A 13,458-nucleotide genomic window follows, 5' to 3' on the forward strand; every position below is an offset into this window, starting at 1 on the left:
GGGCCTTGGCCCGGGCGGGCGCCGGGCTGAGGCGGGTCCCCGGGAGCTTGCCGGTGCTCCCGCGGCCCCCCTGGCACCCCCGCTCCCCCCCCCCGCCCGGGGCCCCCCGGGACCGGGGTTCACGCGCGCGGGGCGGGGCCGTGCGTGCCCTTGTGCGGGCCGCGATGACAGAAAGGCGGCCGGGCGGGTACGTAGAGTCGCATGACACCTGAGCGCCCCGAACCGGCGATCGCGGACTCGGTCGTCCCCGGCCCCCTCGCCCCCGTCGTGCCGACCGCCACCTACCGGCTCCAGCTCCAGCCCGCGTTCCCCTTCCGCCGCGCCGAGGCGGCCGTGCCCTACCTGGCCTCGCTCGGCGTCTCCCACCTGCACCTCTCCCCCGTCCTCGAATCCGTCCCCGGCTCGACGCACGGCTACGACGTGGTCGACCACTCGCGCGTACGGGCCGAGCTCGGCGGCGAGGAGGGGCTGCGGTCCCTGGCGCGGACCGCGCGCGGCCACGGTCTCGGACTCGTCGTGGACATCGTGCCGAACCACATGGCGATGTCCCCGCGCCACAACCACGCCCTGTGGGAGGTGCTGCGCGAGGGCCCCGCTTCGCCGTACGCCCGCTGGTTCGACATCGACTGGGACGCCCAGGACGGACGGGTGCTGCTGCCGGTGCTCGGGGACCGCCTCGGCGCCGAGACCGGCCAGCTGAAGGTCGACGGCGACATACTGCGCTACTACGACCATGTGTTCCCGCTGCGCGAGGGCACCGCGGGACTGCCGATGCCCGAGCTGCTTGACGCCCAGTGGTACCGCCCCGCCTGGTGGCGGCTGGCCCGCACCGAGCTCAACTACCGGCGCTTCTTCAGCATCTCCGAGCTCATCGGGGTACGCGTCGAGGATCCCGAGGTGTTCGCGGCGACCCACGCGAAGATCCTGGAACTCGTCGCCGACGGGGTGATCGACGGACTGCGGATCGACCACCCGGACGGGCTCGCCGACCCGGACACCTATCTGCGCCGGCTGCACGGGGCGACCGGCGGCCGCTGGACGGTGGTCGAGAAGATCCTCGCCGACGGGGAACCGCTCCCGCCCGTCTGGCCGGTGGCGGGCACCACGGGCTACGACGCGCTGCGGCAGGTCGACGGCCTCTTCACGGACGAGGCGGGCGCGAGCCGGCTGCTCGGCCGCTACCGGCGCTTCGCGGGCCCGCAGGCCGACCGGGGCGGCCACTGGGACAGCACCGTGCGCCGGGCCGCGTACAAGGTCATCACGCACGAACTGGCCGCCGAGACCGCGCGTCTGACCCGCGAGGTGAGCGCCCTGTGCGCCGCCTCCCCCGACCCCGCGGCCCGCGACCACGCCCCCTGGGCCCTGGGTGCCGCGCTGCGCGAGCTGCTGGTCCGGATGGAGGTGTACCGGTCCTATCCCTCGACGGACGCGGCCTGGGTGCTCACCGAGGGGGCCGCGGCCGAGGCCAGGTCGGCGTTCACGGTGCCCGAGGAGGCACGTGCCGTGGACGTCGTACGGGATCTGCTGCTCGCCCGGGACGGCGGCGGGACCCCGGAGGCCGCGTTCCGGGCCCGGTTCGCGCAGACCTCGTCGGCGCTGCGCGCCAAGTCGGTGGAGGACACGGCGTTCTACCGCTACGTGCCGCTGCTGTCGGCGAACGAGGTGGGCGGCGACCCCGGCGGCCCGGCGGTGTCCCCGGACGACTTCCACGCCTACTGCGCGCGCGTGCAGCACGACCGGCCCGCCACCGGCACCGTCCTGTCGACGCACGACACGAAACGCAGCGCGGACGTGCGCGCCGCCGTGTCCGTGCTCACCCAGTGCCCGGACGCCTGGTCGGAGGTCCTGGCGGTGGTGACCGACGAGGTCCCCGGCACCCCGGACCCGCAGCTGGCGTGGGCCGCCTGGCAGACCGTGTTCGGCCTCGGCCCCGCGACCGGGCGGGAGACGGCCGGGGCCCACACGGAGCGCGTACGGGACGCCCTGCTGAAGCACGTCAGGGAGGCCGGGACGCGGACCGCCTGGACCGAACGGGACCCCGCGTACGAGGAGGCGGTGGCGGCGTTCGTCTCCGACGGGCCGTGCGGGCCCCCTGGACGGCACGTGGCCGCCCTGCGGGCCTCGTTGGCGCCGCACGTGCGGGCGAACGTCCTGGGGGCCGCCCTGGTCCATCTGACGATGCCCGGGGTGCCGGACGTGTACCAGGGGACCGAGGACGAGTACCGGGCGCTGGTCGACCCGGACAACCGGGAGCCGTTCGCGCCGCGCGACCCGTCGGCCGAGAAGCCCGCGCTGACGGCCGCCGCGCTGCGGCTGCGGGCCCGGCGGCCCGGCGTCTTCGGCGCGTCGGCGACGTACGCGCCGCTGTCGGCCGAGGGGCCGGCGGCCGGGCACTGCCTGGCGTTCACGCGGTCGGGAGAGGTGGTCACGGCCGTCACCCGGCTGTCGCTGGCCCTCGCCGAGGCGGGCGGCTGGCGGGACACCGTGCTCCCGCTTCCCCCCGGACGGTGGGTCGACGTGCTCCCCTCCGGTTCCGCCGACCGCGAGTTCACGGGGCACGCGCGCGTGGCGGACCTCTTCGCGGCCGCACCCGTCGCGCTGCTGGAGCGCGTCAGCGCGGACACACCGGAAGGGTCCGGGGCGAGCGGCTGACCAGGCCCTCGGGGCGCGGCCTGGGCCCGGGTGCCCGGCGCAGGCCCGGCAGCACGGTCAGCAGGGCGCGCAGCCCCGCCTCCGCCGTCAGCCGGGCCGGCACGGCGCCCGGGCAGTGGTGCGCTCCGGAGCCGAGCGCGAGGTCGCCCGGGTCCGCGCGGAAGAGGTCGTAGCGGTCCGGGTCCGCGAACCGGGCCGGGTCGCGGCCCGCGGCGCCGAGCAGACACGCCACGGTGGCGCCCTCGGGTATCGGGCCGACCGGTTCGAGCGTGCGGCGGGCCACGATCTGCAGCGGCGGGTCGCGGCGCAGCGACTCGGCCCAGGCGGCGCCGGTCAGTTCGGGGCGGGCCCTGACCAGGTCGAGCTGGTGCGGGTGGTCGAGCAGGTTGGCGAGGAAGCAGGCGAGGGCGCGGGCGGTCGTGTCGCCGGCCGCGCCGAGCACGGTCCCGGCGAGGCGGGTGACGGCCTCGTCCGGCAGCGGGTCCCCGCCGGGGCCGGCGGCGCACAGCACGGACAGCAGGTCGTCACCTGGGTGGGCGCGGCGGCGGGCGATGTGGGGGCGCAGATAGGCGTCGAGGCCGGGGCGGAGGCCGCCGAGGTGGTCGAGTCCGGTCCGGCACCAGGCGTGCACGCGGGCGGTGTCCTCGTACGGCAGTCCGAGCGCGGCGACGGCCGCGGCGGCGGGCAGCCACTGGCAGAACTCGGCGACGAGGTCCGCCTCGCGGCGGGACGCCAGGCGGCTGGCGAGGACGTGGGCGGTGCGTTCGACACCCGCGAGCAGCGCGGCCGCCACCCGGTCCCGCACCGAGGCCAGGGCGGCCCGGCAGGCGTCCGCGTGCGGGGGTACGGGTCCGGGCGCGGGCGGTACGAACCTCGGGTCCGTGAGCACGGCGCGCACATCGGCGTAGCGGCTGACGAGCCAGGCCCCGAACGGCTCGTCGTGGACCAGCGGGAACCGGCCGCGCAGGAGGCGGTGGAAGGGCTGCGGATCATGCCGGTTCCCGGGGTCGAGCAGACTGCCCGGGGCGGCGACACGCACGAGGACCCCGGCGGGCGGTGTGTACGGCGGGCAGGGCGAGGGGGCCGGGGGATCGCACGGGACATCCGGTGACGGAGCCGGCCTCGGCCCCATCGCGACCCGGCCGTCCCGGGAGGACGCCGGGCTCGGCGCGGCAGGGCTCGGCGCGGCAGGGCTCGGCGGACCCGCGTCCGGTGGCGCGCCCGCGCGGGACGGGGACGGGGACAGGGACGGGGGCTCAGAGCGGGACTGGGAGCGGGACCGGGACTGGGACGGGGACTGCGGGCACGCACCTGCGGGGACCGGTTCGGGGCCGCCGGGGGCCACCGGTATCGCCCCACCGGCCGGCAGGGGCGACCAGCCGTCCGCGGACGGCTGGTGCGGGCCCACCGCCGAAGGCGACGGCCCGCCGTCGGTCCGTGCCGGCGTCGGGTCCCCGGCCCGTGCCGGCGTCGGGTCCCCGGCCGCCGGGGGCGGGTCGCTCCCGGCGGGCGGGAGCGTGGGGGCCGCCGTGGGGCGGCCTTCGACGGGAAGGCCGTGTGGACACAGCACCGCGGGCCACCACCTCGGGTCTGCGCGCCGGACCCGCGCGCGGTTGTTCCGAGTCGAACACCGCCCGCGCGCGGCCGCAGTGTCCGTACACCCGGACGAGTGAATCGCGTACGCCGCGTCGACCCACCCTCGCGGGGCGCGGGCGTACGCCGGTGCCTCCGGGCGGATCACTCCGTCCGGGACGCCCGCCGGGGTTCTCCGCAGGCCTGCGGGACGCGGTCCGCCGCGGCCGGGACGACGGGCGCATCCGCCGCTGCCCCTTGCCGCCGGAAAATGCCACCGGAGGGCTCCCGGGGCCGCGCCGAGGCGTCCTTGACAGTTCCCCGAGACCGTGGAGTACTGCCAAAAGCGACGCAGGGCGGACAAGTCGGGGGTGAGTCTTCTGCCGGAGTTGCGCTACCCCAGTGTGACCGAAATCGTGTCGTCCGCCTCGGCGCTGGCGGCCCACCGGCCCGACCTGTGCGTCCTCAGACAAGTGGGCACCTCCCGCGCGGGCAGACCCCTCCACCTGCTGTCCGTCGGCCACGCCCGGCGCGCGGTCCTCGTCGTGGCGGGAGCCCACGCCAACGAGCCGACAGGCGGTTCGACCCTGCTCTCCCTGGCCGAACGTGTGCTGTTACGCCGGGAGTTGCGCAGGGACACCGCTTGGCACTTTCTGCTCTGCGCGGACCCGGACGGGGCGAGCCTGCACGTGACCCCGGCGCCGCGGACCCTCCTCGACTACCACCTGGGCTTCTTCCGCCCGGCAGGACCCGAGCAGCCGGAGTGGTCGCCCTCCGTCCTGCCGCCCGACCGGCTGCCGCCGGAGACCCGCGCGCTGACCCGGGTCATCGACGAGGTGCGGCCCTACCTCCAGGTGACCCTGCACGGAACCGATCTGGGCGGCAGCTGGGTGCAGTTGACCAAGGACATCCCGGGCCTGGCCGAACCGTTCGCCAAGTCGGCGGCGGAGCTGCGCATCCCGGTGGAGACGGCCGCCTCGGACGCGGCGGGCTGGCCCGCCTCGGGGCCCGGGGTGCACGTGATGCCGGCGCCCGGCTCGGACACGGCGTACCCGAGCATGCCGGACGACGCCCGGCACAGCACCTGGTACCACGCCCACCGGTACGGCGGTCTGACCGCCGTCGTGGAGGTGCCGATGTGGGCCAGTGACCTGGTGGACGATCCGGCCCCGCACCCCGCCCCCGCGGCCGCGATGCGGCGCCTGGCCCACCGGCTGGTGACGGACGCCGAGCAGGTGGAGGCGGTGCTCGTCCGGGCCCTGCCCCGGCTGCGAGGACCCGAAGGCCCCCTGCTGCGGGCCGCGAAGTGGGCGCTCGACCTGGTGCCGGGGCTCGCAGCCGACTGGTCGCAGCCGCCCCCCGTGGACACGACGATGGCGTACGTGGGCAGTGTGGACGCGTTCGGCCGACGGATCCCGCTGCGAGCCGCCGCCATGCTGCTGCGGGTGCTCAGGGAGGCCGGCGACCGCGACGCTCCGCGACTCGAAGCGCTGGTCGCCGGCTGGAGCGAGGGGTTCGCCGAACGCTTCCGCGCGCGCTGGGTGCCGCTGGAGAACCAGGTCGAGCACCAGGCCCGTACGGTGATGGCGGCCGCCCGCCACGCGCGTGAGGGCGGGGCCTGACTCAGCTCGACAGGTCGAACACCTCGCCCGTCTGCGCCTTCATCGCGCAGGAGTTGGAGAACGTGCGCCTGAAGTCGACGCGGTGGCCGTTCCATCGGCCGTGCGCCGAGGCCGTCACGGGCGCGTAGAGCATCGGGCACATGACGCCGGTCCGGCGCGGGATGCGGCCGATGTCGCCTCCGGCGACGGCGAGTTGGCGGCAGGCCCGGGCCGCGTGGGCGTGGCCCTGGGGCGGGTCGCAGAGCAGCAGCACACCACGGGTGTCGCTGGAGCGGGCGTCGCCGCGGGTGACGGCGAGGCCGAGCCAGTTGCCGGGGAAGCCGTGCCGGGGGGACGCGTGGGCCGCCGGGGCCGCGCCCGCCAGCAGGAGCGCGAGCGGCAGCAGCAGGGCCGCGCGGATCGCTCGAAGGGTTGTCGTCATTCCCGGTGCATCGGCACCGTGGCCCGCGCGGTCCAGCCGGAGTCACCCGAACGAGGACGAACGCCGTTGTGGCGCCCGGCGAGTTCGAACGCGGAGAGCACGACACGCGCCTGGTACTCGACCTGGCGTGCGACCGGTATCCAGCGCGCTCCGCAGCCGTCGCGGTAGTCGGCGCACCACGCGTCGATCAGCCGGTCGAGCTCGGGCAGCGCGCCGGACGGGTCGTTCCCGGAGGCGGTGACGAGCTGGTGCAGCAGCCCGGCGGTGCGCAGCGCGACCCGGCGCCCGGCGAGGCGCAGGGCGGTGAGACGGGCGGTGTCGAGCGGCGGGAGTGCCCGGGTCCCGGCGTCGCGGACGTCGGGGTCCCAGGAGTCGGCGAGTCCGGGGCCGACCAGTAAATAGTCGTCGACCGGCGCGAGCAGACAGGCCGTGTCCGGGGAGCCGTCGAGGCCGGGGCGCACCCGGGCCAGGATGTCCTCCAGGACCCTCGTGTCGTGCCGCAGGGTCCGGCTGACGGCGCGCAGCGCCGGGTCGGGGTCGGCGGGACGCGACGGGTCCTCGACCGCCCCGACGCCCCACATCGGCGCCTCGACGATCGCGGTGACCGTGCCGTGGGGCTGGGGGTGGAACCAGGTGGAGTCGACGGCGGCCTCGGTGATGGCGGCGGCCAGGTCTCCGGTGCGCGGCGGCGGGACGCGGTAGACGGCGGGGCCGAGCATCGGCCAGTACAGGGTGTCGTACGGGCCGAGTTCGCGCGGGATGCCGAGGCGGGCCGCGCTGTGCGCGACGCGCCGGGAGAGGCCGGGCAGGTCGCGGGTCAGCTCGACGAACGCGCCGCCGACGTCGACGCCGTGCAGGGAGCACTGGAGGAAGGGCCGCAGCTCGTCCTGGAGCCGGAGCAGGACCCGGGTCTCCGGCAGGGCGGCGGCGTCCGCGCCGTCGGGCAGCCACTCCGGCTGTTCGCGGAAGCCGGGCCGGAAGAAGTGCCGGAAGTAGTGGCCGAGGGTGTAAGGGCCGCGGAGCCAGGCCTCGTTGCGGCGGGAGCCGTCGGGGTCTAGGCAGAGCAGCAGGTTCCAGGTGGCGTCGGCGCCCTCGGTCAGACGGGGGTCGGCGAGGGCCCGTTCGGCCAGCCGCAGGGCGGTCGCGCCGCCGACGGGTTCGTTGGCGTGCGGTCCGGCGACGACGAGGGCCTGGCGGCTGCCGTGTCCGACGGACAGGAGCAGCATCGGTGTTCCGGCCCGGGACGTGCCCACGCGGCGCAGCCGGGCGTCGCCGGGGTGGCGGGCGACGAGCGCCGCGGCGCGCACGCCGAGTTCGTCGACGGTGGGGTAACGGCGCAGTGGCGGCAGAGCACACCTCCACTCGTACGTGCCGTCGTTTCACCAGATGTACATGAAGTACACACAGTCAGTCACGAACTCCGGGGGTACGTCAACACCGCGGGAGCGTATGGATGTTGGGAGGCTGACGGTGAACTCCGGTCCCCGTCCGGCCGCCGGGCGCGCGGACACGCCGCCCGGTCCGCCGCGGGGAGGGGCGGTTCAGGCCGAGGCGAGGCGGAACATCATGCGGCCGAAGCCGACCTGGTCGCCGTCCTTGACGACCGACGCGCCGATGACACGGCGGCCGTTCACGGTCGTGCCGTTGGTCGAGCCGAGGTCGCGCAGCACCCACGCGCCGCCCTGGCGGCGCAGTTCGGCGTGCACGCGGGAGACCGTCTCGTGGTTGAGGCGCAGTCCGCTGGCCGGGTCGCGGCCGATGCGCAGCGGGTAGGCGTCCCCGGGGTCGGGGAGCTGGAGCTTGGGCAGCCGTTCGGCCTGCCAGGCCCGGCGCAGCCGGACCGTGAAGCCGGACACGGCCTCGACCGTGCCGAACACCCGCTTCGACCAGCGCCGCCCGGCGACCTCGCCGTCGGCGGGCAGGTCGGCGGTGAGCACGGCGAGTTCGTCGGAGCGCCGGGCGGCCAGCGCCAGCTCCATGCGGTGGATGAAGGTGTCGTGGGAGAGACGGCCGAGGGCGACGCCGTCACGCAGGGACTTGAGCGCCCGGTCGCGCTCCGCGTCGGACAGCCGCGCGGGGTACGGGTGGAACTCGAAGGACGACGTCACGTTCGTGATTGTCGGCCAGTAACGACAACGTGTCCAGAAGACCCGGAAACGGCTGGTGGGACCGGGTGCGGCCGTTCGCGCGACCAAAGGGCGACGAACACGCGGCAAAAGGGTGGATCCGAAAGCGAATTGATCTCCCGTGGAGCACCATGGACGTGCTGGGTCACTGCGAGCCGACAAGGGGGAAGCGTCCATGCGATTCGAGGTGTGGGCACCGCGGGCCGACCGGATGACGCTCCATTGCGCCGGTGCCACGAGCGCGTTGGAACGTGATCCGGGGCGTGCCGGGTGGTGGGCGGGTGAGGCGGAGGCCGCGGACGGGACGCGGTACGGGTTCGCGGTGGACGACGGTCCCGTGCTGCCCGATCCGCGCTCGCGCCGCCAGCCGGACGGCCCCGACGGAACGAGCGCGGTGGTCGACCAGGGCCGGTACGCGTGGCGTGCCGACTGGCCCGGACGCCCGCTGCCGGGTGCCGTCCTCTACGAGCTGCACGTGGGGACGTATACGCCCGAGGGCACGCTGGACGCGGCCGCCGAGCGACTCGACCACCTGGCCGAACTGGGCGTCACGCACGTGGAGTTGATGCCGCTCTGCCCGTTCCCCGGCCGGCACGGCTGGGGGTACGAGGGGGTCTCCCTGTGGGCGGTGCACGAGCCGTACGGCGGTCCCGAGGCACTGAAGCGCTTTGTCGACCGGGCTCACGAACGGGGTCTCGGGGTCGTCCTCGACGTGGTGCACAACCACCTCGGCCCGTCCGGCAACCATCTGCCCGCGTTCGGGCCGTACTTCACCGACACCCACCAGACGCCCTGGGGCTCCGCGGTGAACCTCGACGCGCCCGGCTCGGACGAGGTGCGCGCGTATCTCGTGGGCAGCGCGCTGGCCTGGCTGCGCGACTACCGGCTCGACGGGCTGCGGCTCGACGCGGTGCACGCGCTGCGGGACACCCGGGCGGTGCACTTCCTGGAGGAGCTGTCGGCGGCCGTGGACGGGCTCGCCGGTGATCTGGGCCGGCCGCTGTTCCTGATCGCCGAGTCGGACCTCAACGACCCCCGGCTCATCACCTCCCGCGAGGAGGGCGGTCTCGGGCTCCACGCGCAGTGGAACGACGACTTCCACCACGCGCTGCACACCGCGCTGACCGGGGAGTCGCAGGGCTACTACGCGGACTTCGCGCACATCCCGCCCGCCGCGCTGTGCAAGACGCTGTCGTCGGGCTTCTTCCACGACGGCACCTGGTCCAGTTTCCGCGGGCGCCACCACGGCCGCCCGCTGGACCGGTCGCGGGTCTCGGCGCAGCGGCTGCTCGGCTACAGCCAGACCCACGACCAGATCGGCAACCGCGCCCAGGGGGACCGGCTGTCGGCCGCCCTCTCCCCCGGGCTGCTGGCCTGCGCCGCCGCGCTGACGCTCACCGCGCCGTTCACGCCGATGCTGTTCATGGGCGAGGAGTGGGGCGCCACGACTCCCTGGCAGTTCTTCACCGACCACACCGACCCCGAGCTCGCGGAGGCCGTACGGCGGGGCAGGCGGAGGGAGTTCGCGGCGCACGGCTGGGCCGAGGAGGACGTCCCGGACCCGCAGGACCCGGCGACCCGCGACCGCTCCTGTCTCGACTGGTCGGAGCCCGGGCGGGCCCCGCACGCGCGCCTGCTCGACTGGTACCGCGAACTGATCGCCCTGCGCCGGAGCCAGGCCGACCTGTCGGATCCCGATCTCGCCGCGGTCAGGGTCGCCCACGATCCGGCGGCCCGCTGGATCGCCGTCCGGCGCGGGGACGTCCGGGTCGCCGTGAACCTCGGCAAGGACCCCGCGGCGGTCCCCCTCGGCATCCGCCGGGCGTCCGTCCTCGCCGCCTGGGACCCGGTCGAGGCACCGGGCCCGGACGGGATCCTGACCGTGCCGGGCGAGTCGTGCGTGGTGCTGACCCAGGCGTGAACACGGTGCCCCCGGACAGGCCCTAAGGCGCCCCGTCCGGGGTGTCGCGCAGGTCCGTGACCCGCTCCAGCAGGATCGACTCCCAGGCGCGCCTCAGCCCGGCCTCCAGCAGGGGAAGCCCGCCGGGGCCGTGGCCGCCGCGGAGGGAGTCGGCGAGGCGGACGACGCTGTCGCAGCGGGCCAGCCACAGGCCGCGCAGACAGGGGCGGGCGCCGTAGCCGGCGAGGGTGGCGGCGCGCACGGCGGCCGGGGCGCCGACGGCGAGGGCCAGCCCGGCGATGTCCTCGGCCGGATCACCGATCACGGCCCCGCTCCAGTCGAGGACGCCCCGCACCCGTCCGTCGGGGCTGACCACGAGGTGCTCGGCGAGGAGCCCGTGGTGCACGAGGACCGGGGGCCCGGTCTGCGCGCCGAGCTGGACGGCCGCGGGCGGGGCGAGCTGGTCGAACCCGGCGGGGTCGAACTCGTCCGCGGGGAGCCGTTCGGCGGCCCGTACGGCGGCGGCGCGCAGGGTCTCCAGGGAGCGCGGCGCGGCACGTGGCACCCCGAGCGTCTCCGCCTGCCGTACGGGTACCTCGCGCAGCCCGGTCAGCAGGTCCGCCAGGTCGGCCTCGCCGAGTGCCGAGACGCTCTGTCGCTCGCCGGAGAGGCCGGGCACCAAGGTGTCGAGGGTGTAGCTCAGTCCGCCCGCCCAGTCGCCCCGCGCGACGCTCATGGGAACCGCGCCCCCGACGAAGGGGCGGACCAGATCGCGCAGCCGCAGTTCACGGCGCTGGCGCTGGGAGGCCTCGCGGTCCGGGGCGAGTCTGAGCACATGGCGCCGGCCCACCCACCAGGTGAACCGGCCGCCCTGCTCACGGACGGGCCGTACGTCCGGTCCGGGACCGGGGTCGGTGTCGTCGGAGAGCAGGGCGCGGACCAGCCGGCGGACGGTGTCGGGGGTCGGTGGCGGTGTCGGGTTCATGGGCGCGCCCTTGTCGTCCGGGGGCGGGGTCGAAGGGGTCGTCGCACGGTCCGCGGGCCCGCGTCAGTCGACGATCACCATCTCGCGGGACGTGTTGTTGAGCCGGCGTCCGCCGTCCTCGGTGACCGTGACGATGTCCTCGATACGGACCCCGAAGCGCCCGGGCAGATAGATCCCCGGCTCCACGGAGAAGCACATGCCGGGGACCAGCGGCTGTTCCTCGCCCTCGACCATGTAGGGCGGTTCGTGGGTGGTGACGCCGATGCCGTGCCCGGTGCGGTGGATGAAGTACTCGCCGTACCCGGCGGCCTCGATGACGGTGCGCGCCGCGCGGTCGATGTCCTGGCAGGCGGCTCCGGGCCGCACCGCGCGGAAGCCGGCCTCCTGGGCCTCGCGCACGATGTCGTGCACCTTGCGCTCCTCGTCGTCCGGTTCGCCGACGTGGACCGTGCGGGAGGTGTCGGAGCCGTACCCGTCCTTGAGACCGCCGAAGTCCAGCACCACCATGTCGCCGGGCTCGATCACCCGCTCGTCGGCCTCGTGGTGCGGGTCGGCCCCGTTGGGGCCCGAGGCGACGATGGTGAAGTCGACCTGGGAGTGCCCGAACCGGCGCAGGAGTGCGGCGAGGTCGTCGGACACCTCCGACTCCCTGCGGTCGGCGAAGCGGACCTTGCGGATCTCCTCGAAGGCCTCGTCGGCGGCGGCTCCGGCGGCCGCGAGCCGCTCCAGTTCCGCCGCGTCCTTGACGGCCCTGAGCATGGGCAGCGCCTCGGTCAGGGCCGTGAAGCGGGTGCCGGGGAGCCTTTTCTGGATGCCGAGCAGGTGCAGCGCCCAGCCGTTGTCGCTGATGCCGAAGCGGGACCCGAGGTCGAGGAGGGGTTCGGCGGCCGCGTAGGGGTCCGTGCCGTCGGTCCAGTCGCGCAGGGTCAGCGCGGGCGCGCCGGGCGACTTGGCCGCGTCGGGCGCCTCCAGGGTGGGCACGACGAGGGCCGGATCGTGTCCCGCGCGCAGCACCAGCAGGGTGAGCCGCTCGGTCTCCACCGGGCGGTACCCGGTCAGCCACACCAGGTCGGGCCCCGGCGCGACCAGGACCCCGTCGAGCCCGGCCTCCGCCGCGGCCTCGGCGGCGCGCCGCATCCGGGCCTCGTAGTCGTCCGCGGTGAAGGGCGCGGGTGTGGCGGCGGTCATCCATGCCTCCGTGTGTGCGGAGTTCCCCCGGGGGGCTACGGCAGCATCCTGCCTCTCCGGTGGGGCGCGCGCGAGCCGGTCGCACCGGAGAGGGGTCAGCCCTCCAGGGCGAGGCGGGCGCCCAGGAGCAGCAGGACGCCCCCGGAGACCTGTTCCAGGCGCCGGCGCACACCCGTGCGGGACAGTACGGCCTTCATCCGGCCGACGAACCACACGTAGACGCCGTAGTACCCGACCTCGTAGACCGCCCAGAGCGCGGCGAGGCCGAGCATGGCGGGCAGGTGCGGGGCGCCCTCGGGCACGAACTGCGGCAGGAAGGACATCGCGAAGACGGCCGCCTTGGGGTTGGCGAGGTTGAGCAGCAGCCCGCCCCGGTAGGACGCCCAGTCGCTCCTCTCCGCGCCCTCCCAGCCTCCGTCGGCGCCGTCCTTGGAGCGGCGCGCCTGCCACAGCGTCTGGACGCCGAAGCCGACGAGCACGACGGCACCGACGACGCGCATGACGTCGTAGGCCATCTCGGAGGCGGCGAGCAGGGCGGTGAGGCCGAACGCGGCGACGGCGCCCCACAGGAAGACGCCCGTCTCGTTGCCGAGCACGGTCAGGAACCCGGACCGCCGGCTGCCCAGGGACCGTTTGATGATCAGGACGGTGCTCGGTCCGGGCGAGGCCGCGATCAGGGTGCAGGCGCCGAGGAAGGCGGCGAGGGTGCTCAGCATGCGGCCATGGTGACGGCCCGCGGCTCCGTTGACCAGCCCCTTTTCCCGGAGCACCGCTTTCCCGGGGCCTCTTCCCAGCGCCTTGTCCCGGGGCCCTTCCCCCTGGGCCCCTTTCCTGGAGCCCCTTCCCGGAGCCGCGTGCGGCGGGTTCGCTGTCCGCCGCGGGGGGGGGGGGGGGGGGCGGGCGTGTCCGGTGGGCGTGGCCGGTACCGCCGGCCGATGGCCCCGGCCGCCCGCGGCGGGGCCCCCCCCCACGGTGGCCTAACGGCCCGGGGC

General features: G+C 75.5%; 10 protein-coding genes. 3 read left to right on the top strand and 7 right to left on the bottom strand.

Going from position 1 to position 13,458, the window contains the following annotated elements:
* Positions 1-201 precede the first annotated feature (201 nt).
* Complete coding sequence (treY, locus tag ACFWI4_RS23690) at positions 202-2,652, top strand: malto-oligosyltrehalose synthase (RefSeq protein WP_387199512.1); 2,451 nt, start codon at positions 202-204, stop codon at positions 2,650-2,652.
* On the opposite strand, the gene ACFWI4_RS23695 is transcribed toward treY, so the two are convergent.
* Positions 2,612-3,691, bottom strand: a complete 1,080-nt coding sequence (locus tag ACFWI4_RS23695; protein ID WP_387199515.1) for a cytochrome P450 — start codon at positions 3,689-3,691, stop codon at positions 2,612-2,614. The genes treY and ACFWI4_RS23695 overlap by 41 nt on opposite strands.
* 904 nt (positions 3,692-4,595) lie before the next feature.
* Between ACFWI4_RS23695 and ACFWI4_RS23700 the strand changes: the two genes are divergently transcribed.
* Complete coding sequence (locus ACFWI4_RS23700; RefSeq protein WP_387199518.1) at positions 4,596-5,846, top strand: M14 family zinc carboxypeptidase; 1,251 nt, start codon at positions 4,596-4,598, stop codon at positions 5,844-5,846.
* 1 nt (position 5,847) lies between these two features.
* Here ACFWI4_RS23700 and ACFWI4_RS23705 read toward each other — a convergent pair whose 3' ends face one another.
* From ACFWI4_RS23705 to ACFWI4_RS23715, 3 genes are all read right to left on the bottom strand, one after another.
* Positions 5,848-6,267 (bottom strand): SSI family serine proteinase inhibitor, encoded by a 420-nt coding sequence (locus tag ACFWI4_RS23705; RefSeq protein WP_387199521.1) that lies wholly within the window; start codon positions 6,265-6,267, stop codon positions 5,848-5,850.
* On the bottom strand, positions 6,264-7,616 hold the full coding sequence (locus ACFWI4_RS23710; RefSeq protein ID WP_387199689.1) for a M14 family zinc carboxypeptidase: 1,353 nt from the start codon (positions 7,614-7,616) through the stop codon (positions 6,264-6,266). The genes ACFWI4_RS23705 and ACFWI4_RS23710 overlap by 4 nt, the downstream gene beginning before the upstream one ends.
* A gap of 192 nt (positions 7,617-7,808) precedes the next feature.
* Positions 7,809-8,375 carry an FHA domain-containing protein gene (locus ACFWI4_RS23715; RefSeq protein ID WP_385394446.1) on the bottom strand — a complete coding sequence of 189 codons (567 nt, stop codon included), beginning with the start codon at positions 8,373-8,375 and terminating at the stop codon, positions 7,809-7,811.
* Positions 8,376-8,568: 193 nt separating this feature from the next.
* Here ACFWI4_RS23715 and treZ point away from each other — a divergent pair, with 193 nt between their 5' ends.
* A complete protein-coding gene (treZ, locus tag ACFWI4_RS23720) occupies positions 8,569-10,314 on the top strand; it encodes a malto-oligosyltrehalose trehalohydrolase (protein ID WP_387199524.1) in 1,746 nt (581 codons plus the stop codon).
* Positions 10,315-10,336: 22 nt separating this feature from the next.
* Here the strand turns inward: treZ and ACFWI4_RS23725 are convergent, their stop codons facing one another.
* The 3 genes from ACFWI4_RS23725 to ACFWI4_RS23735 form a co-directional block, all read right to left on the bottom strand.
* Positions 10,337-11,278 carry an aminoglycoside phosphotransferase family protein gene (locus tag ACFWI4_RS23725; RefSeq protein ID WP_387199527.1) on the bottom strand — a complete coding sequence of 314 codons (942 nt, stop codon included), beginning with the start codon at positions 11,276-11,278 and terminating at the stop codon, positions 10,337-10,339.
* Between the two features lie 63 nt (positions 11,279-11,341).
* Complete coding sequence (locus ACFWI4_RS23730) at positions 11,342-12,466, bottom strand: aminopeptidase P family protein (RefSeq protein ID WP_387199530.1); 1,125 nt, start codon at positions 12,464-12,466, stop codon at positions 11,342-11,344.
* A 95-nt stretch (positions 12,467-12,561) separates the two neighbouring features.
* Positions 12,562-13,182 (bottom strand): LysE family translocator, encoded by a 621-nt coding sequence (locus ACFWI4_RS23735; protein WP_387199533.1) that lies wholly within the window; start codon positions 13,180-13,182, stop codon positions 12,562-12,564.
* Positions 13,183-13,458 lie beyond the last annotated feature (276 nt).

The organism is Streptomyces sp. NPDC127038, from assembly GCF_042725875.1.
Classification (GTDB): domain Bacteria; phylum Actinomycetota; class Actinomycetes; order Streptomycetales; family Streptomycetaceae; genus Streptomyces.